Origin of the sequence: Streptomyces sp. URMC 129, from assembly GCF_051386415.1 — a bacterium.
GTDB lineage: Bacteria > Actinomycetota > Actinomycetes > Streptomycetales > Streptomycetaceae > Streptomyces.
Genome location: NZ_JBPQTQ010000105.1, coordinates 1 through 23,272, shown reverse-complemented (window position 1 = coordinate 23,272; position 23,272 = coordinate 1). Strand labels below are relative to the sequence as shown.

General features: G+C 73.5%; 21 protein-coding genes and 1 tRNA gene. 13 read left to right on the top strand and 9 right to left on the bottom strand.

The annotated features are described in order from the left end of the window. Positions 1-638 (top strand): P1 family peptidase (locus ACSNOC_RS20545; protein ID WP_436748979.1); only part of this gene is annotated, 638 nt, incomplete at its 5' end. 78 nt (positions 639-716) lie between these two features. Here the strand turns inward: ACSNOC_RS20545 and ACSNOC_RS20540 are convergent. The 6 genes from ACSNOC_RS20540 to ACSNOC_RS20515 all read right to left on the bottom strand — a co-directional run bounded on the left by ACSNOC_RS20540 (position 717) and on the right by ACSNOC_RS20515 (position 8,314). Continuing rightward, positions 717-2,726, bottom strand: coding sequence for a PTS fructose transporter subunit IIABC (locus ACSNOC_RS20540; RefSeq protein ID WP_436748978.1), 2,010 nt, complete (start codon positions 2,724-2,726; stop codon positions 717-719). Next, the gene (gene pfkB, locus ACSNOC_RS20535) at positions 2,723-3,709 is read right to left on the bottom strand and encodes a 1-phosphofructokinase (RefSeq protein WP_436748977.1); all 987 of its coding nucleotides are present in this window, start codon (positions 3,707-3,709) and stop codon (positions 2,723-2,725) included. The genes ACSNOC_RS20540 and pfkB overlap by 4 nt, the downstream gene beginning before the upstream one ends. Beyond that, the gene (locus ACSNOC_RS20530) at positions 3,706-4,467 is read right to left on the bottom strand and encodes a DeoR/GlpR family DNA-binding transcription regulator (protein WP_436748976.1); all 762 of its coding nucleotides are present in this window, start codon (positions 4,465-4,467) and stop codon (positions 3,706-3,708) included. Before ACSNOC_RS20530 ends, pfkB begins: the two co-directional genes overlap by 4 nt. A gap of 174 nt (positions 4,468-4,641) precedes the next feature. After that, positions 4,642-6,177 carry an MFS transporter gene (locus tag ACSNOC_RS20525; RefSeq protein WP_436748975.1) on the bottom strand — a complete coding sequence of 512 codons (1,536 nt, stop codon included), beginning with the start codon at positions 6,175-6,177 and terminating at the stop codon, positions 4,642-4,644. A gap of 113 nt (positions 6,178-6,290) precedes the next feature. Then, entirely contained in the window at positions 6,291-6,968 is a 678-nt protein-coding gene (locus tag ACSNOC_RS20520; RefSeq protein ID WP_436748981.1) for a TetR/AcrR family transcriptional regulator, read from the bottom strand. Between the two features lie 332 nt (positions 6,969-7,300). Continuing rightward, positions 7,301-8,314 (bottom strand): sigma-70 family RNA polymerase sigma factor, encoded by a 1,014-nt coding sequence (locus tag ACSNOC_RS20515; RefSeq protein ID WP_436748974.1) that lies wholly within the window; start codon positions 8,312-8,314, stop codon positions 7,301-7,303. A 491-nt stretch (positions 8,315-8,805) separates the two neighbouring features. Here ACSNOC_RS20515 and ACSNOC_RS20510 point away from each other — a divergent pair, with 491 nt between their 5' ends. The 9 genes from ACSNOC_RS20510 to ACSNOC_RS20470 all read left to right on the top strand — a co-directional run bounded on the left by ACSNOC_RS20510 (position 8,806) and on the right by ACSNOC_RS20470 (position 17,284). Then, positions 8,806-10,365: an FtsW/RodA/SpoVE family cell cycle protein gene (locus ACSNOC_RS20510; RefSeq protein ID WP_436748973.1), complete on the top strand. Its 1,560-nt coding sequence runs from the start codon at positions 8,806-8,808 to the stop codon at positions 10,363-10,365. A 32-nt stretch (positions 10,366-10,397) separates the two neighbouring features. Next, positions 10,398-11,585, top strand: a complete 1,188-nt coding sequence (locus ACSNOC_RS20505; RefSeq protein ID WP_436748972.1) for a M20 metallopeptidase family protein — start codon at positions 10,398-10,400, stop codon at positions 11,583-11,585. Positions 11,586-11,676: 91 nt separating this feature from the next. Continuing rightward, positions 11,677-13,047: an ergothioneine biosynthesis glutamate--cysteine ligase EgtA gene (gene egtA, locus ACSNOC_RS20500; protein WP_436748971.1), complete on the top strand. Its 1,371-nt coding sequence runs from the start codon at positions 11,677-11,679 to the stop codon at positions 13,045-13,047. Continuing rightward, the gene (gene egtB / locus ACSNOC_RS20495) at positions 13,044-14,375 is read left to right on the top strand and encodes an ergothioneine biosynthesis protein EgtB (protein WP_436748970.1); all 1,332 of its coding nucleotides are present in this window, start codon (positions 13,044-13,046) and stop codon (positions 14,373-14,375) included. Before egtA ends, egtB begins: the two co-directional genes overlap by 4 nt. After that, positions 14,375-15,097 (top strand): ergothioneine biosynthesis protein EgtC, encoded by a 723-nt coding sequence (egtC, locus tag ACSNOC_RS20490; protein ID WP_436748969.1) that lies wholly within the window; start codon positions 14,375-14,377, stop codon positions 15,095-15,097. Before egtB ends, egtC begins: the two co-directional genes overlap by 1 nt. Before the next feature lie 14 nt (positions 15,098-15,111). Beyond that, a complete protein-coding gene (gene egtD, locus ACSNOC_RS20485) occupies positions 15,112-16,086 on the top strand; it encodes an L-histidine N(alpha)-methyltransferase (protein ID WP_436748968.1) in 975 nt (324 codons plus the stop codon). Between the two features lie 51 nt (positions 16,087-16,137). Continuing rightward, positions 16,138-16,210, top strand: a tRNA-Arg gene (locus tag ACSNOC_RS20480). Between the two features lie 216 nt (positions 16,211-16,426). After that, positions 16,427-16,930 (top strand): lamin tail domain-containing protein, encoded by a 504-nt coding sequence (locus ACSNOC_RS20475; RefSeq protein ID WP_436748980.1) that lies wholly within the window; start codon positions 16,427-16,429, stop codon positions 16,928-16,930. Between the two features lie 225 nt (positions 16,931-17,155). Further along, positions 17,156-17,284 carry an LPFR motif small protein gene (locus ACSNOC_RS20470; protein ID WP_436748967.1) on the top strand — a complete coding sequence of 43 codons (129 nt, stop codon included), beginning with the start codon at positions 17,156-17,158 and terminating at the stop codon, positions 17,282-17,284. A 309-nt stretch (positions 17,285-17,593) separates the two neighbouring features. Here the strand turns inward: ACSNOC_RS20470 and ACSNOC_RS20465 are convergent, their stop codons facing one another. Next, entirely contained in the window at positions 17,594-17,956 is a 363-nt protein-coding gene (locus ACSNOC_RS20465) for a hypothetical protein (protein ID WP_436748966.1), read from the bottom strand. After that, on the bottom strand, positions 17,953-18,387 hold the full coding sequence (locus tag ACSNOC_RS20460) for a hypothetical protein (RefSeq protein ID WP_436748965.1): 435 nt from the start codon (positions 18,385-18,387) through the stop codon (positions 17,953-17,955). The genes ACSNOC_RS20465 and ACSNOC_RS20460 overlap by 4 nt, the downstream gene beginning before the upstream one ends. Positions 18,388-18,531: 144 nt before the next feature. Here ACSNOC_RS20460 and ACSNOC_RS20455 point away from each other — a divergent pair, with 144 nt between their 5' ends. Further along, positions 18,532-19,428, top strand: coding sequence for a DUF72 domain-containing protein (locus tag ACSNOC_RS20455; RefSeq protein WP_436748964.1), 897 nt, complete (start codon positions 18,532-18,534; stop codon positions 19,426-19,428). Here the strand turns inward: ACSNOC_RS20455 and ACSNOC_RS20450 are convergent. Then, entirely contained in the window at positions 19,409-20,344 is a 936-nt protein-coding gene (locus ACSNOC_RS20450; protein WP_436748963.1) for a lysylphosphatidylglycerol synthase transmembrane domain-containing protein, read from the bottom strand. The two genes, ACSNOC_RS20455 and ACSNOC_RS20450, sit on opposite strands and share 20 nt — an antisense overlap. A 337-nt stretch (positions 20,345-20,681) precedes the next feature. Here ACSNOC_RS20450 and ACSNOC_RS20445 point away from each other — a divergent pair, with 337 nt between their 5' ends. Further along, positions 20,682-21,680, top strand: coding sequence for a purine-nucleoside phosphorylase (locus ACSNOC_RS20445; RefSeq protein WP_436748962.1), 999 nt, complete (start codon positions 20,682-20,684; stop codon positions 21,678-21,680). Beyond that, the gene (locus ACSNOC_RS20440) at positions 21,677-23,116 is read left to right on the top strand and encodes an NCS2 family permease (RefSeq protein WP_436748961.1); all 1,440 of its coding nucleotides are present in this window, start codon (positions 21,677-21,679) and stop codon (positions 23,114-23,116) included. The genes ACSNOC_RS20445 and ACSNOC_RS20440 overlap by 4 nt, the downstream gene beginning before the upstream one ends. The last annotated feature ends 156 nt before the right edge of the window (positions 23,117-23,272 follow it).

Sequence of the window (23,272 nt, the reverse complement as noted above, 5' to 3'; positions counted from 1 at the left end):
GCGCGGTGCCCGCCAGCTTCTGCGCCTGCGCCGGGGCGGGCGCGGTGATCGGCGGGCTCAAGGGCGGCGTCGGCACGGCCAGCCTGGTGCTGCCCGGGGGTGTCACGGTCGCGGCGCTGGCCGCGGTGAACGCCAGCGGTTCGCCCCTCGACCCGGTCACCGGCGCGCTGCTGGCCGAGCCGGGCCGGGGGCCCGACCCGGCGCGCCACGCGGAGGCCACGGAGCGGCTGGCCGCCGCGCTGCGGGAGACGGCGCGGCGGTTCGGGGCGGGGGAGCGGGTCCCGCTGAACACCACGATCGCCGTGGTGGCCACGGACGCCGCGCTCTCCCCGGCGCAGGCGCAGAAGCTGGCGGGCACCGCGCACGACGGGCTGGCCCGCGCGGTGCGGCCGGTGCACCTGATGACCGACGGCGACACGGTGTTCGCCCTGGCCACCGGCGAGCGGCCGGGCCCGGCCGGGCCGACGCCGCTCGACGCGGCCCTGGCGTTCAACGAGGTGCTGGCGGCCGGTGCCGACGTGCTGATGCGGGCCGTGGTCAAGGCCGTGCTGGCGGCGGAGAGCGTGGACACGCCGGGCGGGCTGTTCCCGTCGTACTCCGACCTGTACCGGCCGGGGAGCACCGCCGCCGACCGGTGATCCGGTCGGCGGCGGGAGGTGGAGGCCGGTGCCCCCGGGGGCAATGGGGGAGTTAACCCGGGGGCACCGGCGGCTTTCTCAGGCGGCGGCCGTCGCCGGGGCGCGCCGGGCGGCCTGCCGCCCCGGCTCGCCGGACGCGCCGGGCGCGGCGGGCGCGGCCTTCCGGCTGCCCTTGAGGACCACGACCAGGCCGGCCGTGACGACCGTTCCGGCCGCGATCGCCAGGAGGTACGGCAGCGCGCCGCCGATGAGCGGCACCACGAACACACCGCCGTGCGGGGCGCGCAGCGTGCTGCCGAACGCCATGGTCAGCGCGCCGGTCACGGCGCCGCCCGCCATGGCCGAGGGGATGACGCGCAGCGGGTCCCCGGCGGCGAACGGGATGGCGCCCTCGGTGATGAACGAGGCGCCCAGCACCCAGGCGGCCTTGCCGTTCTCCTTCTCGGCCGGAGTGAACAGCCTGCCGCGCAGGGTCGTGGCCAGCGCCATGCCCAGCGGCGGCACCATGCCCGCGGCCATCACCGTGGCCATGATCTCCAGACTCGTCCCGCTGGGGTCGGCCACGGCGATGCCTCCGGTGGCGAAGGCGTAGGCGACCTTGTTCACCGGGCCGCCCAGGTCGAAGCACATCATCAGGCCGAGCAGCACGCCGAGGATGACGGCGTTGGAGCCGCTCAGCTCGCTGAGCCAGTCCGTCAGCCCGGACTGCGCCTCCGCGATCGGCTTGCCGACCACGATGTACATCAGGAGACCCACGACGGCGGCCGACAGCAGCGGGATCACGACCACCGGCATGATGCCGCGCAGCACCGGCGGTATGTGGACCCGCTGGATCGCCATCACCACCGTGCCCGCCAGCAGACCGGCGACCAGGCCGCCGAGGAAGCCGGCCTCGATGGTCACGGCGATGGCGCCGCCGACGAAGCCGGGCACGAGTCCGGGCCGGTCGGCCATGCCGTAGGCGATGTAGCCCGCCAGCACCGGAATCAGGAAGCCGAAGGAGGTGCCGCCGATCTGGAACATCAGCGCCGCCCAGCTCTCGCCCTCCGTCCACACGAAGTGCTCGGCGACGGGCGCGGCCTCGTTGATCTCGTACCCGCCGATCGCGAAGGCGAGGGCGATCAGCAGACCGCCGGCCGCGACGAACGGGACCATGTAGCTGACACCCGTCATCAGCCACGTGCGCAGCCGGGTGCCGAAGTGGTCACCGGGCGCCCCGGCCCGGTCCATGGGCGCCGCCGCGGGTGCCGCCGACGCCACTTCGCCGCGCTCCGCCCTGCCGCGCGCCTCCGCGATCAGCTCGGCGGGCCGGTTGATGGCGGCCTTCACCCCGACGTCCACGGTCGGCTTCCCGCCGAACCGGGCCTTCTCCCGCACCTCCACGTCGTGCGCGAGGATCACGGCGTCGGCCGCGGCGATGAGCTCCGGGCTCAGCCGCTCGAACCCGGCCGACCCCTGGGTCTCGACCGTGATCTCCACGCCCTCCTCCCGCGCCGCCCGCTCCAGCGACTCGGCCGCCATGTAGGTGTGGGCGATGCCGGTGGGACAGGAGGTGACGGCGACGATCCGGAACGGCACCGGGGTCGCGTCCCCGGCGGCGGCGTTCTCCGCCCGCTCGTCCGGCTCACCCAGGTCTCCCGGGTCTCCCTGGTCGCCCCGGATCAGGGCGGCCGTGCGGGCCGGGTCGGTGGCGGTGCGCAGCGCCTGGGCGAACTCGGGGTCCATCAGGCTGCGCGCCAGCCCCGACAGGATCGTCAGGTGGTCCTCGTCCGCGCCCGCCGGGGCGGCGATGAGGAAGACCAGGTCGGCCGCGCCGTCCGTGGCGCCGAAGTCGATGCCCGCCGCGCTGCGCCCGAACGCGAGCGTCGGCTCGGTGACATGCGCGCTTCGGCAGTGCGGGATGCCGATCCCGCCCTCCAGACCGGTCGGCATCTGGGCCTCGCGGGCCGCGACATCGGCCAGGAACCCGTCGAGGTCGGTGACGCGGCCGGCGGCGGCCATCCGTTCGGCCAGCGAGCGGGCCGCCGCTTCCTTCGTGGTGGCGGACAGGGCGAGATCGACCAGGTCCGCGGTGATCAGCTTGCTCATCGCACGGCTCCCTCGGGGCTACGGGGATGGGGACGGGTTCGGGGAAGGGAGAGGGGACGTCCGAACGGCACGTCGGCGGTCACGGTGACCTCCTCCGGCCGCAGGTCTGCGGGGGCGGGCATGACGCTGCCCGGCAGGCGCACGGCGGCGGCGCCGTGGGCGAGGGCGGCGGCCAGGGCGTCCGGCCCCACGCCGCCCGCGGTGACGAAGCCCGCGAGGGACGCGTCACCGGCGCCGACGTCGCTGCGCACGGTGGCGACCGGCGCGCTGCCGAACCAGGTGCCGGTGCCGTCCACCAGCACCTGTCCGGCCGGGCCGAGGCTCGCCAGCACCGCCCCGGCCCCGGCGGCGCGCAGTTCCTCGGCCGCCTCGACCGCGTCGCCGACCGTGACCAGGCGGCGGCCCACGGCGTCGGCGAGCTCGTCGGCGTTGGGCTTGATCACGTCGGGCCGCTCGGCCAGCGCCCGCAGCAGCGCCGGGCCGGAGGTGTCCAGGGCGATCCGGGCACCCGCCCGGTGGGTGCGGGCGACCAGCTCCGCGTACCAGCCGTCGTCCAGGCCGCGCGGCAGGCTGCCGCAGCACACCGTCCAGGCGGCGCCCGCGGCGGCGTGCCGTCCGGCCGCGGCCAGCAGCGCCTCGGACTCGGCCGCGGTCAGCTCGGGGCCGGCGGCGTTGAGCTTGGTGAGAGTGCCGTCGGGCTCGACGGCCGAGACGTTGACCCGCGTGCGGCCCGCGACCGCCACGGCGGCGACGTCGATGCCCTGCCCGGTCAGGAGCCGCGACAGCAGCGTGCCCTCGGGCCCGCCCAGCGGCAGCACGGCCGTGGTGCGGTGACCGGCGGCGGCGACCGCGCGGGAGACGTTCACCCCCTTGCCGCCGGGGTCGACGCGGTCGGCGCCCGCCCGCAGCACGGCGCCCCGGGTCAGCGCGGGGATCTCGTAGGTGCGGTCGAGGCTGGGGTTGGGGGTCACGGTGAGGATCACGCGCGTCGCACCTCCGTTCCGGCCGCCTCCACCGCGCGGGCGTCGGCGGCGCTGAGTCCGTCGTCGGTGATCAGCAGGTCCACCTGCACCAGCGACCCGAAGCGGGCGAAGTGCTCCTGCTCGAACTTGCTGGAGTCGGCCAGCAGCACCACCCGGCGGGCGGCGGAGATCAGCGTCCGCTTCACCGCCGCCTCGGCCAGGTCGGGGGTGGTGAGGCCGGAGCGCGGCCCGAATCCGTTGGTGGCGAGGAAGACGACGTCGGCGGTGACCTCGCCGTAGGTGCGCAGCGCCCAGGAGTCCACGGCGGCCCGCGTGCGGTGCCGGACCCGGCCGCCGACGACGTGCAGCTCGATGCCGGGGTGGTCGGCCAGGCGCGCGGCCAGCGGGAGCGCGTGGGTGAGGACGGTCAGCTTGGCGTCCAGCGGCAGGGCGGCGGCGAGGGCGGCGGTCGTGGTGCCCGCGTCGAGGATGACGCTGCCCTCCTCGGGAAGCTCCGCGAGCGCGGCCCGCGCGATCCGCTCCTTCTGCGGGACGGCCGTGGCCTCGCGCTCGCTGAGGTCGGGCTCGAAGTCGAGACGGCCCACGGGGATCGCGCCGCCGTGCACCCGGCGCAGGACCCCGGCGCGGGCCAGGGCCCTCAGGTCGCGGCGGACGGTCTCCGCGGTGACCTCGAACTCGTCGGCGAGGGCGAGGACCTCGACGCGTCCCCGCTCCCGGGCGAGGCGGAGGATCGCCTGCTGCCGCTCAGGTGCATACATCTGTGTTTCTGCCCGTTCATGCCCGAATCTGTGTGTGGATCGGGATGCTACGCCCGTGTGGCGGGGAAGTAAACACATTCGGAAACACTTCGGCCCCCGCGGCGGGAAGCCGCGGGGGCCGAGGATCAGGTGGGCCCGAGTGGGGTGGGCCCGGATGGGGTGGTGCGGTCCGGGTCAGTGCGCGAAGGCGGGAACCGCCGTGCCCTTCTCCAGGTCACCGTCCTCGCCGTCGGCGAGGGCCTGGCCGACGTGGCTGCCCTTGCTGGTGATGAGGAAGAAGGCGATGGCCGCCGAGATCAGCAGGGCCGCGAAGCCCCACCAGATGGCGACGGTGTAGCCGTGCACCATCGACTCGAACTGCAGCTCGACTCCGGTCAGCGACCCGACGTGCGACTCGTAGTACGAGGTGGTGGCGCCGGCCGCGATGGTGTTCAGCAGCGCCGTGCCGATGGCGCCGCCCACCTGCTGCGACACGTTCACCATGGCGGAGGCGACACCCGCGTCGGTCGGCTTGACCCGCTCGGTGGCCACGCTCATCGCCGGCATGAACGCGGTGCCCATGCCCAGACCGAGCAGCACCTGGGCCGGCAGGATCAGCGCGGCGTAGGAGGAGTCCACGCTGAGCTGGGTCAGCATCAGCATGCCGACCGCGCCGACCAGGAAGCCCGGCACCATCAGCGTCCGGGGCGCGACCCGGGTGACCAGGCGGGTGCCGATCTGGGTCGAGCCGACGATCATGCCCGCCACCATCGGCAGGAAGGCCAGACCGGTCTTGACCGGCGAGTACCCGCGCACGATCTGGAAGTAGTAGGTCAGGAAGAGGAAGAGACCGAACATCGCGATGATCGCCACGCCCAGCGACGCGTACGATCCGCCGCGGTTCCGGTCGGTCACGACGCGCAGCGGCAGCAGCGGCGACTTCACGCGGGACTCGACGAACGCGAACGCGGTCAGCAGCACGACGGCCAGGACGAACATCGTCACGGTGACCGACTCGGTCCAGTCCTCCTGCTCGGCACGGCTGAAGCCGTAGACCAGGGCGACCAGGCCCAGCGACGCCAGCAGCACGCCGGGCACGTCGAGGGTCGAGCGGTTCCGCGCCTCCTCGGGCTCCCGGATCACCAGGATGGCGCCGATGGCCGCCACCGCGGCGAACGGGATGTTGACGAAGAAGGTCCAGCGCCAGTCGAGATAGTCGGTCAGGGCGCCGCCCATCAGCAGACCGACGGCGGCACCGGCACCGGCGATGGCGCCGTACACGCCGAACGCCTTGGCCCGCTCCTTGACGTCGGTGAACAGAACGGTCAGCAGCGACAGCGCGGCCGGCGCGAGCAGCGCGCCGAAGACACCCTGCAGGCCGCGGGAGGCGAACATCATCGCCTCGTTCTGCGCGGCGCCGCCGAGCGCGGAGGCGAGCGCGAAGCCGATCAGGCCGATGACGAAGGCCCGCTGGCGTCCCCACAGGTCGGCGACACGACCGCCGAAGAGGAGCAGACCACCGAAGGCCAGGGCGTAGGCCGTGATGACCCACTGCCGGTTGCCGTCGGATATGCCGAGATCGGCCTGGGCCGACGGCAGCGCGATGTTCACGATGGTGGCGTCGAGCACCACCATGAGCTGGGCGATGGCGATGAAGACAAGCGCGGTCCAGCGCTTGGGGTCCGCTTCCGCGGTGCTGTGAGCCTGGCTCACGGCGGTTTCCGGTGGCATGGGTGTGACTACCTCACGTTGCATGTCGGGCAGGGAAGTAAGCGATTGGGGTTCGCTCTGCGTAAGACTCAAGGGGGAGACTCAGGGGTTGAGACTCCGGAGAACGGGAAAACTCAGCGCCGCCCTCGTCCGGGTGGCTGCGGCAGTCGGCAAAGCTCGTCTTTGAGATCGTCCAAACTGGTCGCCTGACCGGGTAGTTCGCTGCGCGCCGGGGTTCGCAGACCGTCCAGGAAAATCTGCAGGTGGCGCCGGGCGAGAAGTGCGTCACCCCGGCAACGCACGCCCGGCATCGGGAGGGTGAGCCTGGCGATGGCGACCAGCAGATCCCCGGCGCCGACATCCCGGCGGAGCTGGCCCGACGCGTGCGCCCGGTCGACCAGCTTCTGCGTCACCCTCTGCATGCGCCCACGGCTGGCTACGAGCTGCGGATCTTCCGGATCGATGTCGGAACCCAGCATGGGACAGAGCGCACCCACCCGCTCATCGGCGCTGTCGAGGACCATCCTGCGCAGCGCTTCGAAGGGATCATGCTCCGTCTCCAGTGCCTGTCGGGCCCGCTCGATGATCCGCTGGTTCACGTAGAGCAGCACGTGGAACAGCAGGGACTTGCGATCGGGAAAGTGCCGGTACAGCGTGGCATTCCCGACCCCGGCCCGTCGAGCGATTTCATCCAGGGGCGCGTCCGCCCCCTGCTCGACGAGCACGTCGCGGGCGGCGGCGAGAATCCGCTCCCGGTTGCGCACGGCGTCGGCGCGCAGCCGGGGACGGACCGTCGTGGTGGTGGTCACGATGCCGCTCCCCCCTGCGGGGCGCCTGACGACGCCCTGGTGAATCAACCGGGGACTCGCTCCCCGCTTGCGTGGACAGTCATCAAAACGGAGAGACCGTCCCCACTTATTTCCCGGGAATGTGTGTCCTGTGTCACAGAGTTGGGCGAGGTGTGTCCGTCCCCTGTCCCCCTGTCCCCTTGTGCCCCTGTCCGCCGTCGGCCGCGCGTGCCGTCCGCAGTCCGGCCGGGCACGTAGACCCGCGGACACGTGGGCATGCGGGCATGCGGGCAGCGGCGAGCCCCGGGGCCCGGGGGCGGGCGCCGGGGCTCGGCTTCCTCGGATCTGCCGGTCCGTCAGGCGGCGGCGTCGAAGCCGGAGTCGTTCGCCATCCGCTTCAGCTCCAGCAGCGCGTGCTTCTCGATCTGCCGGATGCGCTCCCGGGTCAGCCCGTGCTGCTTGCCGACCTCGGTGAGCGTGCGCTCGCGGCCGTCCTCGATGCCGTACCGCGCGCGGATGATCGCGGCGGTGCGCTGGTCGAGGCGGCCGATCAGGGACTCCAGACCCTCGCGGCGCATCATCACCAGCACCGACTGCTCGGGCGACGCCGCCGAGGTGTCCTCCAGCAGGTCCCCGAACTGGGTCTCGCCCTCGTCGTCGACCGACATGTTCAGACTGACCGGGTCGCGCGCCCAGTCCAGCACGTCCTGGATCCGGTCCGCGCTCGAACCGAGCTCCGCCGCGATCTCGCCGGGCTCCGGGTCCCGGCCGTTCTCCCGGTTGAACTCGCGCTGCACACGCCGGATCCGGCCCAGCTCCTCCACCAGGTGGACGGGCAGCCGGATGGTGCGCGACTGGTCCGCTATGGACCGGGTGATGGCCTGGCGGATCCACCAGGTCGCGTACGTCGAGAACTTGAAGCCCTTGGTGTAGTCGAACTTCTCAACCGCCCGGACCAGACCGGCGTTGCCCTCCTGGATCAGGTCCAGCAGCGGCAGGCCGCTGCGGGGATACCTCCGGGCGACGGCGACGACCAGCCGCAGGTTGGAACGGATGAAGATGTCCTTCGCCCGCTCACCGGCGGCGACCAGCGCCTGAAGCTCCTCGCGCGTGGCGGAAGCGGCGGCGCCCCCCGGGGCCGGCTCCTCCTCGCCCTCCAGGATGCGCTCCGCGTACAGCCCCGCCTCGATCGCGAGAGACAGCTCGACCTCCTTGGCCGCGTCCAGCAGCGGGGTCCTGGCTATCTCGTCGAGGTACATCCCGACCAGGTCGCGCTCCGTGGCATCGCTGGTCGCGCTGGACCGGACACTGCCCGTCGCTTCGACACTGTCATCGGTGTCCGGACGCCGGGCGACGGCACGGGTTGCCATGCGTGCACTCCCCTTCGAAATGATCACAACTGATCGAACTGATCAACTCGTCCCTCTCGGGACCCGGACCGGGCTGCCCCCTTGCCTCCCGGTTCCGTAACGAATCAACGACGGGAATCCGGACAGAATTCCCAAGCGACCCATCTTTTTCTCCCCGATGCAGTAAACTGCACGGCTGCGCGCGGGACGGAGGTGCCGCGCACCTGACGCGCGGTACATCGCTGCCACATCTCTCCCACATCCCTGAAGACGAACAAGACGCTCGGTTAGTTGCTTCCGGGTACCCCGGCCCCCGCGCGGCCATGCGACCGCGCCCGCCGGCCCGCCCGCGGACCCGCCCGCCGCCCCGGCCGTCGCAGGGGGTCCGCAGGGGCTCCGCCGGGGGTCCGTACCGCCCCGTCTGCCCGGGATCTCCCTGATGACGCACATGCCCCGGCGCCGGTAGGTTGCCCGCAGCGCGGAGGACGCGCTCGGGACAGGGGGCGGGACGCATGATCAGGGGCAGGCAGGGCGGCGCTCAGCTCCCGCCGGCGGTCAGGCACTGGATCACGCACCGCCGCAACACCGAACTGGCCCTCATCGTCTTCGCCGTCGCCATCGCCGCGTTCGGCCACGCCGCCGTGGGCCTGGCCCTGTACGACGAGGTGCCGTCCGGCCTGCTCACCCACACCGCCGGCCTCGGCGGCCTCGCCCTCGCCGCCCACCTCGCCGTGCGCCGATTCGCCCGCCACGCCGACCCGTTGATCCTGCCGGTGACCGTTCTGCTCAGCGGCATCGGGCTCGTGCTGCTGGACCGGCTGGACTTCGCGTACGCCGAGCACTACCCGCCGGACGACTACCAGTCGGCTCCCGCCGCACCCGATCAGGTGATCTGGAGCATCGTCGGCGTCGGCCTCTTCGTCGCCACCGTCGTCGTGCTCCGCCACCACCGGGTGCTCCAGCGCTACACCTACCTCGGCATGGCCGTGGCGATGCTGCTGCTGATGGCCCCGGCGTTCTTCGGCGCCGACCAGTTCGGCGCCAAGCGGTGGATCACGGTCGGGCCGCTGTCCGTGCAGCCGGGCGAGTTCGTCAAGGTCATGATCGTCATCTTCTTCGCCAGCTACCTGATGACGAACCGCGACGCCCTCGCCCTCGTCGGCCGCCGCGTCCTCGGCCTCGCCCTGCCGCGCGGCCGGAACGCGGGCCCGGTGCTGCTGGTGTGGGCCGTCAGCCTCGTCGTCCTCTTCTACGAGCGCGACCTCGGTACCTCGCTCCTCTTCTTCTGCGTCTTCATCGTCATGCTCTACATCGCCACCGAGCGCACGAGCTGGGTGGTCCTCGGCGGCCTGATGGCGGCCCTCGGCACGGTCGTCGTCGCCTCCACCCAGCCGCACGTCAAGGGCCGCGTCCAGGCGTGGCTGGACCCGATGGCGATCTTCCTGCCCGAGGACCAGCGCCCGCCGGGGCTGATCTCGGACCAGTCGGCGCAGGCGCTGTTCAGCTTCGGCGCCGGCGACCTCACCGGAACGGGCCTGGGCCAGGGCCACTCCTACCTGATCGGGTTCGCCGGGCGCAGCGACTTCATCCTCGCCACGGTGGGGGAGGAGCTGGGCCTGGTCGGGGTGACGCTCGTCCTCATGCTGTACGGGCTGCTCGTCCAGCGGGGGCTGAGCGCCGCCATCGCGGCCACCGACCCGTTCGGGAAGCTGCTGGCGGCGGGGCTCTCCGCGGTGCTGGCGATCCAGGTCTTCATCGTCTCCGGCGGCGTGACCGGGCTGATCCCGCTGACCGGCAAGGCGCTGCCGTTCCTCGCGCAGGGCGGCTCGTCGACCGTCGCCAACTGGCTGCTGGTCGCGCTGCTGATCCGGGTCAGCGACGGCGCGGGGAAGGCCGTCACCGAGCCCGAGGGCAACGCCACCATCCTCGTCCCCGTCATCCGGGACGACGGGTCGGCCCCCGACCCGCTCGCGGGTACGTATCTCCCGGACGCCGGTCCGCGCCGCCGGGCCCCGGACACCCGGCCGGACCCGGACGACTCGCGGGGCGCGCCGAGGCACCGCGCGCCCTGATCGTGCCCGGAGAGGGAGGGAAGCACCCCACGATGACCCTTCTCGACGACGCCCGCGCCCTCGCCGGGGATCTCGTGGCGCTCCGCCGCCGCCTCCACGCCGTCCCCGAGCTGGGCCTGCGCCTGCCGCGCACCCAGGAGACCGTCCTCACCGCCCTCGACGGGCTGCCGCTGGAGGTCTCGACCGGTCGCGCCCTCACCTCCGTGACCGCCGTCCTGCGCGGCGCCCGCCCGGGCCCGACCGTGCTGCTGCGCGGCGACATGGACGCGTTGCCGGTCACCGAGCGCACCGGCCTGCCGTTCGCCGCCGACGCGGAACGGATGCACGCCTGCGGCCACGACCTGCACACCGCCATGCTCGTCGGCGCCGCCCGCCTGCTGTCCGCCCGCCGCGACCGGCTGGCGGGGAACGTGCTGTTCATGTTCCAGCCGGGCGAGGAGGGCTGGGACGGTGCCGGGCACATGCTCGCCGAGGGGGTGCTCGACGCCGCGGGGGAGCGCCCGGTCGCGGCGTACGCCCTCCACGTGACCTCGCACATCTGGCCGTCCGGCGTGTTCGCGGCGCGCGGCGGGCCGCTGCTGGCCGCCTCCGGCGTGCTGGAGGTGACCGTCCGGGGCGCGGGCGGCCACGGCTCGGCGCCGCACCGCGCGCGGGACCCGATCCCGGCGGCGTGCGAGATGGTGACCGCGCTCCAGACGTGGATCACGCGGACGTTCGACGTCTTCGACCCGGTCGTCCTGACCGTGGGCAGCTTCCACGCGGGCACGCAGTCGAACGTCATCCCGGACACGGCGACGTTCCACGCGACCGTCCGCGCCCTCTCCGCCGGGAACCGCGCCCGGCTGCGGGAGGGCACGGTCGCGGTGTGCGAGGGCGTCGCGGCGGCGCACGGGCTGGCGGTGGAGGCGGAGTTCACCGAGCAGTACCCGGTCACGGTCAACGACGCCGCCGAGACCGCGTTCGCCGCCGACGTGGTGCGCGAGCTGCACGGCGAGGAGCGGTACGCCCCGATGGAGAACCCGATCCTGGGCTCCGAGGACTTCTCGCGGGTGATCGACGCGGTGCCCGGCGCCATGCTCTTCCTCGGCGCCACCATGCCGGGCGCCGACCCCGGTACCGCGCCGCCGAACCACTCCCCGCTGGCCGCGTTCGACGAGGCGGTGCTGCCCGACGGCGCCGCGCTCTACGCGGAGCTGGCCGTGCGCCGACTGGCCGCATAGCCGGAGCGCGCCGCCGCCCGTCGCCTTACGGTGATCCCATGGCCCGGACATATCCGGGTGAAACGGACCTGTGAGGAGGGTGAGGACGGCCATGGCGGTGCAGGCGGTCATAGCCCAGGAGCCGGACGACCCCGGCGGGCGGCGCGGTGCGGCGGGCTCCGCCGGACTCCCGGCGGGCACCCCGCTGGCGGAGCGCGCGGCGGAGGCGCACGTCGCGCGGGCCGGGTTCGCCACCGGGGGCGCGCCCGCGCTGACCGGGGTCGAGCTGGAGTGGCTGGTGCGCCGGGCCGGTGACGCCCGGCGGCCCGTTCCGGCCGGGGCCGCGTCCGCGGCGCTCGCCGCGCTGGGCCCGCTGCCGGGCGGCGGACGCCTCACCCGGGAACCGGGCGGCCAGATCGAGCTGAGCACCCGGCCCGCGCCGTCCCTCGCGCGGTGCGTGGCCGCCGCGAGCACCGACCTCGCCGCGATCAGGACGGCCCTGGCCGCCTCCGGCCTGGTTCTCGCCGGGGTCGGCCTCGACCCGTACCGCGCCCCGCCACCCGTGGCCGGCGGGCCGCGCTACCGGGCGATGGAGACGTACTTCGCCCGGGTCTCCTCCGGCGGCCGGGCCGTGATGTGCGCGACCGCCTCCGTCCAGGTCTGCCTCGACGCGGGCGACGACTCCGGCGGCCCGCACGGCTACCGGCACCGCTGGCTCCTGGCCCACCGGCTCGGCCCGGTGCTGACCGCGGCCTTCGCCAACTCCCCGCTGTGGCGCGGCCGTCCCACCGGCTGGGCCTCCACCCGGCAGGCCCTGTGGGCACGTTCCGACCCCGGCCGCACCCGGCCGCCCGAGGGGTCCGACCCGCGCGAGTCCTGGGCCCGGTACGCCCTCGACGCGCCGCTGCTGTGCGTGCGCCGCCCCGCGCCCGCCGCGTGGACCGCGCCGCCCGGCTGGACGTTCCGCACCTGGCTGCGCGACGCGGCCGGGCGCGCACCCCGCGAACGCCCGCCCGGCACCGACGACCTCGACTACCACCTCAGCACCCTGTTCCCGCCCGTACGGCCGCGCGGCTGGCTGGAGTTGCGGATGATCGACGCCCAGCCGGGCGACGACGGCTGGGCCGTTCCGCTCGCCGTCGTCTCCGCCCTCATGGACCAACCGGCCGCGGCCGACGCCGCGTTCGCCGCCACCGAGCCGCTGACCGCGCGCGGCGGCGCGTTCCCCCGCCCCGATCTGTGGTTGCGCGCCGCCCGCGCCGGCCCCGCCGACCCGCTGCTGGGCCCGGCCGTCCGCGCCTGCCTCGCCGCCGCGGAGTCCGCCCTCGCCCGCGACCCGGCCTGCGCCGGACTGCGGCGCGCCGTGGGCGACTTCGCGGACCGGTACGCGGCGCGCGGCCGTTGCCCCGCCGACGACCTGCTCGACCGCTACCGCTGCCGGCAAGGAGTGAGCCAAGGAGTGAGCCAAGGAGTGTGGCGATGACCGAGGACACCCTCATCCCCGACGTGACCAAGGCACCCAGCCCCCGCGAGCGGGCCCGCATCGCCCTGTCCACCGCCCGCCGCCGCACGCTGGCGCTCGCCGACTGCCTGAGCGACGCCGAACTGATCGCGCAGCACTCGCCGTTGATGTCGCCCCTGGTCTGGGACCTGGCGCACATCGCCAACCAGGAGGACATCTGGCTGGTCCGCCGCGCGGGCAGCAGACCGGCCGTGCGGTCCGACCTCGACCCGCTCTACGACGCGTTCCGCCACCCGCGCGCCGACCGCCCCGCGCTGCCGCTGCTCGACCCGGCCGGCACCCGGCGCTATCTCGCGGACGTCCGCGACCAGGCACTCGACGTGCTGGCCGCCATCCCGCCGGGCGACGGCTTCCTGTTCGGGATGGTGGCGCAGCACGAGCAGCAGCACGGCGAGACGATGCTGGCCACGCACCAGTTGCGGGCCGGTCCGCCGGTGCTGGACGCGCCGGCGCCGCCGCCCGCGCCCGCGGACGCCCGTGGTCTGCCGCGTGAAGTGCTGGTCCCGGGCGGCCCGTTCACCATGGGCACGGACAGCGACCCGTGGGCGCTGGACAACGAACGGCCCGCGCACACCGTGGACGTCCCGGCGTTCTGGATGGACACCGTGCCGGTGACCAACGCCGCCTACCAGGAGTTCATCGCGGACGGCGGCTACGACGACCCGCGCTGGTGGCACCCGGACGGCTGGCTGCACCGCAAGCGAGCCGAACTGGTCGCGCCCCGCTTCTGGCTCCGGGACGGGGGTACGGGGTGGCTGCGGCGGCGGTTCGGGCACGTGGAGGAGGTCCCGCCGGACGAGCCGGTGCTGCACGTGTGCTGGTACGAGGCCGACGCGTACGCCCGCTGGGCCGGGCGGCGGCTGCCGACCGAGGCCGAGTGGGAGAAGGCCGCCCGCCACGACCCCGCCACCGGCCGCTCGCTGCGCCACCCCTGGGGCGACGACCCACCCGGCCCCGAGCACGCCAACCTCGGCCGGCACCACCTCCGGCCCGCGCCCGCCGGCAGCTTCCCGGCCGGCGCCTCACCACTGGGCATCCGCCAACTCCTGGGCGACGTCTGGGAATGGACATCCGGCGACTTCACCGGATACCCCGGCTTCACGGCCCACCCCTACCGCGAGTACAGCGAGGTCTTCTTCGGCCCCTCCTACAAGGTGCTGCGCGGCGGCTCGTTCGCCACCGACCCGGTCGCCTGCCGGGGCACGTTCCGCAACTGGGACCACCCCATCCGGCGCCAGATCTTCGCCGGCTTCCGCACCTGCCGCACAGCGGCGGAGGACGCGCGCTGATGTGCCGCCACCTGGCGTACCTCGGCCCGCCGCGCCCGCTGGCGGAGCTGATCAGCGGCACGCCGCACAGCCTCTACGAGCAGTCGTGGACCCCGACCGTCAACGCCGACGGCTTCGGCATCGGCTGGTATCCGGTGAACGACGGGGCCGGGCCGGTGCGTTACCGCCGGTCCGTGCCGATCTGGAGTGACGCCAACCTGCCCGGCCTCGCCGCCGCGATCCACAGCGGCGCCGTCCTGGCGGCGGTCCGTTCCGCGACGCCCGGCAACAGCTACGAGGAGTCCGCCGTCGCGCCGTACATCCTCGGCCACTGGCTGTTCAGCCACAACGGGCGGGTGGACGACTGGGAGTTGCTGCCGGAGGACATGGGCGAGCCGCTGTCCCCGGCCGAACTCCTCGACGCGGAAGCCCGTTGCGACTCCGCCCTGCTGTGGATCATGACGATCAGACGCCTGGCCGACGGCACCCCGGCGGGTGACGCGCTGGCCGACGTGGCCCGCCAGACGGCGGGCGCCCGCCCCGACGCCCGCCTCAACCTCCTCCTCACCGACGGCCACGCCATCGCCGCCACCCGCCACGGCGGCACGCTCTGGTACCGCGCCGCCCCCGGCGAGATCACCGTCGCCTCCGCCCCCACCTCGGACGAGGAGGGCTGGCGGGAAGTCCCCGACCACTCCCTGCTGCTGGCCACCGAACGCACGACGGAGATCGAACCTCTCTGAAAGGAACCGCGACGATGCCGAACCGGATCTCGATCGACAACCGCCTCCCCGCCGACCACTTCACCCGCACCCTGCGCGCCGACGTCGCCGAGGGCCTGACCGCCCAGCCCAAGACGCTGCCGCCCAAGTGGTTCTACGACGCGCACGGCAGCGTGCTGTTCGACCGCATCACCCGCCTGCCCGAGTACTACCCGACGCGCGCCGAGAAGATGGTGCTGCGCGCCCACGCCGACGACATCGCCCGGCTCACCGGCGCCCGCACCCTGGTCGAACTCGGCTCCGGCTCCAGCGAGAAGACCCGCCTGCTGATCGACGCCCTGAGCGCCGGCGGCACCCTGAAGCTGTACGCGCCGCTCGACGTCAGCGAATCCGCCCTGGAGGAGGCCGCCGAGTCGCTGTGCCGCGACTACCCCGACCTGCGCGTCGAGGCGACCGTCGCCGACTTCGAGACCGACCTCCCGCTCCCCGACGCGGCCCCGCGCCTGGTGGCGTTCCTCGGCTCGACCATCGGCAACTTCGACACCGACCAGCGCGTCGCGTTCCTCACCCGCATGCGCACCATACTGACCCGCGAGGGCGACGCCCTCCTCCTCGGCGTCGACCTGGTCAAGGACCCCAAGACCCTGATCCGCGCCTACGACGACGACCAGGGCGTGACGGCGGCGTTCAACAAGAACCTGCTCCGCGTCCTGAACCGCGAACTCGGCGCCGACTTCGACCCCGGCGCCTTCGACCACCGCGCGGTGTGGAACGCGGAAGCGGAACGCATGGAAATGCGCCTGCGCGCCCGCGTCACCCACACGGTCAAGATCCCCGCCCTCGACCTGACCGTGGAGTTCACCCGCGGTGAGGACCTGCGCACGGAGATCTCCGTGAAGTTCCGCGAGGAGTCCCTGACGGAAGACCTGACGGCCTCCGGCTTCACCCAGTCCCACTGGTGGACCGACCCCCAATCCCGCTTCGCCCTCACCCTGGCCACCCCGGCCTGAACCCCGGCCTCCCCGTGGAGACCACCCGCTACACTGAGCCCGACACGCCCCGCCTCAGTAGCTCAGGGGATAGAGCACCGCTCTCCTAAAGCGGGTGTCGCAGGTTCGAATCCTGCCTGGGGCACTCTCCGAACGCCCCGGACCGCACGAGGTCCGGGGCGTCGCGTGTGTCTCCCGTCCAGTGCCGTGATCGCCGACGAACTGGCCCTGTGCGCTGCGGGATTCGTGAGACCGGCCTCGATAACGGATCGGCAACCCACCGTATGGGTGCGGTCACTCCCTCGGTAGCCTTGGCCTCCGCCGCACACAGGTGGTGCGCGGTTTCGTTACGTGTGGGGAGATCTCGTTGAGGAAGCTTGTCCGTGCCGCCGTCGCGGCTGTCGCCGCGGCGTGTGCCGTCGTGCTCATACCGGCCCAGTCCGAGGCCGCCGAGTACAGCTCGGCGCTGAAACTCCGGGGGGTCCAGTACGACGCGCCCGGCCGGGACTCCAACAGTTGCTCCTCCGGCAACACCGACGAGGAGTACGTGACGATCAAGAACTACTCGTCCTCGGTGACCGTCAACCTCAGGAACTACGTCGTCAGGGACGCCGCCGGCAACCGCTTCGTCTTCCCCGCCGACCACTACCTCCAGCCCGGCGACTACGTGCGGCTGCGCGGCGGCAACGGCACGGACTCCGACAAGTACAACGTGGTCTACCGCGACAACTGCAACTTCATGTGGAACAACGACCGCGACACGATCTACCTGTACAAGCCCTCGGGCAGCGCGGCGGACTCCCACTCCTACACCAAGAGCGGATCCGACCCCGACGGCAACGGCTACGTGAGCTTCCACGGCTGACCCACGGAGCCCGCTCCCTCCAGTGGTGTCTGGCAAATCCCTCGGCCGTACCTGGGCTTGCGGCGGGTGGACCATCGGTGGTCGACCCCGCCGACCGAGATGAGCCGGGAGCCCCCTTTTCCAGGGCAGGGGCCGTCCGGGAACTGTGCCAGGGGCGCGTGTCGGGTTTGGCCGGCGGTGGGTGCGGAACTCGTGGCGATGCGAACGGACAAGGGAGGTCCAGCCATGCTCAAAGCTGTCGCAGACGTCCTCCGGGCGATCGGGGGCGCGCTCGCCACGGTCGTCTCGTTGCCCTTCCGTGCCGTCGCCCGGCTCTTCGGTGGGGCGTCGGACACCGCGCACGGGCGTCACTGACCCTGCCGGAAACGGGCGGGCCGCACCTGGTGACGGGGTGCGGCCCGCCCTCTTCGTGCGCCGGGGCCGGGTAACGCGTGCTCCTCGGCCCGCGCGACACGGCTGACCGACGAATCGCTCTGCAGCGGGCGGCTCGTGCGGGACCGGTCGGGGCGCTGGGTGCTGCCGGCCTTCCGCCACACCGGCCCGGACGGCGGGTTCGTCGGGGAGATCACCGATCCGCTGCCGGTGTCCTGGACACCGGCAGCGGATCGGGACTCCGCGTGGCCGGCGGTGAGCCCATGGCCCTCTGACGGAGCCGACCCCGGCTCACACCCCGGTGCGGTTGTACTCCTCGACGCGGGGCGGTGGTTCGGCCGGGTCGAGGCCGTGGGTGCGCATCTGGGTGGTGAGGTGGGTGACATAGCGGGCGAAGGCGCGGACCAGTGTTTCCGTGCCGTGCAGGCGCTGTCTCAACTGGGCGTTCTCCGCGTCGAGTCTGTCCACGCTGGCCTGGATGACCGCGAGGTCGGCCCGGCGTTCCTCAGGGGCCGCGGCGGCCTCCGCCGCCCGGCGCTGTGCCTCGGCCGTGATGGTCGCCGCCACGCGCGTAGCGCGGGCGGCGTACCAGCCGCCGGCGATCGCGCCGACCGGGCCGCCGACCGCGGCCACCGTGGTCCAGAACTCGCTCATCTCTCCCCGCCTTTGCGCCGCGGAACCGGGAACTCGGGTGTGGCGCTGGCCCAGAGCAGCACGCCGACGTGGATCGTCGCGTAGTACCCGGCGACCCACAGGCCCCGGGAGTAGTCCCCGGAGACGGCGGCGGTCAGATAGGCGCCCAGCCACACGATGGGCGGTGCCAGGGCCGCGGCGAAACCGGCCCAGTCGCGGCCGGCCTTGACGAGCGAGGAGAGGACCGCCGCGGTGCCGGCGGCGACCCACAGCCAGGACCAGGCGTGCAGCGGCGCCGCGTCGGTCAGCAGCGCCAGCCCCTGGGCGTTGGGCGCGGGGTCCAGCATGAACTGGAGCCCCCACAGCAGCTCTCCCGTGCCGACGATGAACAGGAACCCCCCGCGCCGCCCGAGATGGGCCCGCAGCCACCGGACGGACGGCCGACCGGCCATCGCGCACCTCCCCACCCACGGCGCCTGACGTCATAGCCGCGATACCCCGGGGTCCGTCGCAACTCGCCCATGGGCGCCGGGATTAGCCCGAACGTGTGCCAAGTGGGCCGTTCGGCGCGGCCGGTGCGGGGCACTCGGGCGGGCATGGGTGACATCCTGATCGGCACGTGTTCGTGGACGGACCGCGCGCTGCTGGCCAGCGGCTGGTACCCGCCGGGGGCGCGCAGCGCCGAGGCGCGGCTCCGGTACTACGCCTCGCGTTTCCCCGTCGTCGAGGTCGACGCCACGTACTACTCCCTGCCCACCGCGCGCAACAGCCGCCTGTGGGCCGAACGCACCCCGGACGGCTTCGTGTTCGACATCAAGGCGTTCTCGCTGCTCACCGGCCACCCGACGCGGGCCGGCGCGCTGCCGCCCGGACTGAGACCGGAGGGACCGCCGGAGCGCTTCCTGCGCGCGGCCCAACTGCCGGGCGCCGCGCTGGAGGAGGTGTGGCGGGCGTTCCTGGAGGGCATCGCGCCGCTGCGCGAGGCGGGCCGGCTGGGCAGCGTCCTGCTCCAGTTCCCGCCGTGGTTCGGGCCGGGGGAGCGGGCGCGGGCGCGGCTGGCGGACTGCCGCCGGCGGGTGCCGGACGACCTGCGGCTGGCCGTCGAGTTCCGGCATCCGGGCTGGTTCGCGCCGGGACACCGGGCCGCCACGCTGGAGTTCCTGCGGAGCCGGGGGCTGGCGCTGGTCGCCGTGGACACCGCGAGCGGGCTGCCCGCCTCGATGCCGCCGGTCGCGGAGGTGACCTGCCCGGAGGTGGCGGTGGCGCGGTTCCACGGGCGCAGTCCGGCGTGGGGATCGGGGAGCAAGGAGGAGCGGTTCCGCCACCGTTACACGCCCGGCGAGCTGGCCGCCTGGATCCCGCGCGTGCGGCAACTGGCGGCGGGTGCCAAGGAGGTGCACGTCCTGTTCAACAACTGCTGCGGCGACGCGGCCGTTTCCGCCGCCGCGACGATGGCCGGGCTGCTGGGCTCGGTCACACCACCCGGCGTTTGACCAGGGCGCCCAGCACCAGCGCGCCCGGCAGCAGCGGCAGCCACACGGTGATCACGCGGTAGGCGAGGACGGTCGAGGTCGCCGTCGTGGCCGGGGCACCGGTGGCGACCAGCGCGAGGACCAGCGCGGCGTCCACCGAGCCGATGCCGCCGGGGCTGGGCACCATGGCGGCGACCACCGAGGCGGCCATGTAGGCGAGCACGATGTGCGCCACCGGCACGTGCAGGTCGAGGGAGAGCGCGACCGCGACCAGCCCGGCGGCCTGGAGCACCGGGAAGGCGAAGGAGCCGCCCCACAGGGCCAGCACCCGGCGCGGGCGGGTGTGCAGGGAGCGGATGTCGGTGAGCGCGGCGCGCAGGAAGCCGCCGACGGTGCGGCGCAGCGGGCGGATCGCGCAGACGGTCAGCACCGCGGCGAGGGCGGCGGCCACGCCGGCCGTCGCGAGCAGCCCGAGGCCGATCCGCTCCGGCAGCAGCGCCTGGAGCCGCAGCGCCTCGGGGAACGCCAGGAGCAGCGCGGCGAGCAGCGCCACGCGCGAGACGCCCTCGGCGAGGAAGTACAGGGCGAGCGCGGCGGAGTAGCGGGCGGGCGGGATGCCGCAGCGGGTCATGAAGCGGATGTTGACCGCGCTGGCGCCGATTCCGGACGGCAGCAGGTGGTTGGCGGCTCCGGCGGCGAACTGGGTGGCGAACAGGCGTCCGGCGGGGAGCCGTTCGTGGACCGTGCCCTGCCGCGCGAAGGACACGGCGACCCAGCCCAGCAGGGTCGTGCCGAGGGCCGCGAGCAGCCAGGAGCCGTCGGCGGCGAGGACTTGGCGGGCGCCGGAGGTCAGCACCTCGTGGTGCAGACCGGCCCAGACGGCCACGGCGATGAGGGGAAGCAGGCAGAGGGCCTGGCGCAGCGGCAGCCGTCGCATGGCGCGAGGATGCCCGCGCCGGGCGACGTCCCGGCGTCCCGTGGCCGACCGGCGGGGGAAGAGAAGGCGAGCGCGGCAGGGGCGGAAGGTGAATTTCACGTAGCGGAAACGTGGATGTTATCGGCCTCCCCAAGGCTTCAACAAAACGTTGAACTCTGCGGCCGATCCCGCGGACCGACGGTTCCGCCGTGTGACGGTACCTCCCGACGGCGCGGCGGAGAAGGGCGAACGTCCCCCCGCTCCCCACCCCAACACGGCGCAACACGGCGCAACGCGGCGCCAACCGACCGCAACCCAGCGCCGACCCACCGCAAGCCACTGCCCCGGAGCCTTCACCATGTCGCGCAACACCACCACCCGCCGCCGGCGGCTGTCCCTGGGCGCCGCCGCCTCCGCCGCCTCCCTGGCCACCGTCATCGCCCTGGCCGGCGTCGCCCCGTCGTCCACCGCCGCCGCCCCCGACCGGTCCGGCAGCCACCGCAAGGTGGACGTCGAGGTGCTCGTCATCACCATGTTCCAGCCCGAGACCGCGCCCTGGCTGCGCGAGGAGAGCCTGCCCCTCACCGTGGACGTGCCCGGCGCCTACAGCCCGGTCCGCTGCAACCGCCAGGGCCTGTGCGTCCTGACCACCGGCATGGGCAAGTCCAACGCCGCCGCCACCATGAGCGCCGTCCTCGACAGCCCCCGGCTGGACTTCGACGACGCGTACTTCCTCTCCGCCGGCATAGCGGGCACCCCGCCGGACAACGGCACCCTCGGCTTCGCCGCCTGGGCCCGCTGGGTCGTGGACTACGACCTCGGCCACCACCTGCTGCCCGAGGAGGCCCCCGACATCCCGCACGCCTACCAGGAGTTCGGCGGCGAGACCACCGTCTTCCGGCTCAACGACGACCTGGTCGACCTGGCCTACGACCTCACCCAGGACCTCGAACTCACCGACAGCGCCGTCTCCCAGGAGGTCAGGAGCCACTACCCGGGCCAGGAGGGCGTCGAACCCTACGTCGCCGTCTGCGACACGCTCACCGGCGACAACTACTGGTCCGGAGCCGGGCAGTCGGCCCGCGCGGACTACATCACCGCGCTGCGCACGGACGACCAGGGCGACTACTGCACCACGCAGATGGAGGACAACGCCACCGCCACTGCCCTCGAACGCCGCGGCTACCTCGACCGCTACCTCAACCTCCGCACCGCCAGCAACTTCGACCAGCCCTACCCCGGCCAGACGGTCTCGGAGCACCTCGCGTCCAACTCCGGCGCGTTCCGGCCCTCCCTGGAGAACGCCTACCTCGTCGGCTCCGTCGTGGTCGACCACCTGCTGGAGACGACGCCGTGACGAACGCGATCGACCGCTGGTTCAAGCTGACCGAGCGCGGGTCCACCTGGTCCCGTGAAGTCCGGGGCGGCGTCGCCACGTTCTTCACCATGGCGTACATCGTGGTGCTCAACCCGCTGATCGTCGGCACCGCTCCCGACGCGACCGGCGCGGTCCTCGGCATCCCGGCCGTGGCCGCCGTGACCGCCCTCGTCGCCGGGGTGATGACGATCGCGATGGGCGTGATCGGGCGCTATCCGTTCGCCATCGCCACCGGGCTCGGCCTCAACGCGTTCGTCGCCACCAGCCTGGCCTCCGAGATGACCTGGGCCGACGCGATGGGCCTGGTGGTGCTGGAGGGCCTGATCATCACCGTCCTGGTGGTGACCGGCTTCCGCACCGCCGTCTTCTACGCCATCCCCGCCCAGCTCAAGACCGCGATCGGCGTCGGCATCGGGCTGTTCATCGCGCTCATCGGCCTGGTCGACGCGGGGTTCGTCCGCCGCGTCCCGGACGCGGCGAACACCCCGGTGCCCGTCCAGCTGGGCTCCGGGGGCACCCTGCACAGCTGGCCCGTCCTCGTCTTCGCCGCGGGCGTGCTGCTGCTGGCCGTGCTCGTCGTGCGCAGGGTGCCGGGCGCGATCCTGATCGGCATCGTGGCGACGACGGCGCTGGCCATCGTGGTGGAGGCCGTCGCCGGGCCGGGCCCGGTGTTCGGCGCGGACGGCTCGGTGAACCCCGGCGGCTGGAGCCTCGTCGTGCCGGAGATGCCCGACAAGGTGGTCGACACCCCGGACTTCGGGCTGCTCGGCGAGTTCAGCCTGCTCGGCTCGTTCGAACGGGTCGGCGCCGTGGCCGCGCTCCTGTTCGTCTTCACGCTCCTCCTCGCCGACTTCTTCGACACCATGGGCACCGTCGTGGGCGTCGGCGCCGAGGCGGAGCTGTTGGACAAGGACGGCCGGCTGCCCGGCATCGGGCCCGTGCTGTTCGTGGACTCGCTGGCCGCCGCCGCGGGCGGCGCCGCCTCCACCTCCTCCAACACCACCTACATCGAGTCGGCGGCGGGCGTCGGGGAAGGCGCGCGCACCGGCCTGGCCAGCGTCGTCACCGGCGTGCTCTTCCTGCTGGCCACGCTGTTCACCCCGCTGGTGTCGGTGGTGCCGTCCGAGGCGGCCGGTGCCGCGCTCGTCGTCGTCGGGTTCCTGATGCTCACCCAGATCAGGGCCATCGACTTCGAGGACTACGGGGTCGCGATCCCGGCGTTCCTGACCATGGTCGTCATGCCGTTCACGTACTCCGTGACCAACGGCATCGGCGCCGGCCTCGTCAGCTACGTGGTGATCAAGGTGTGCCAGGGCCGCGCACGGCAGATCCACCCGCTCCTGTGGGTCGTCGCCGCCCTCTTCCTGGCGTACTTCGCGATCGTCCCGCTGGAGGACCTGCTCGGCGTCGACTGACCTCCCGCCCCCACCCACCGGACGCGCCCGGTCCCGAGTCTCCCCGGCTCCGGGCGGGGCGCGCGATCATGACCGGGAACGACGATCAGCTCCGCGCCCCGCCGGGACCCGCCGCCAGGGCCCGCCGCCAGGACCCCCACAGGAGCCCGCATGTCC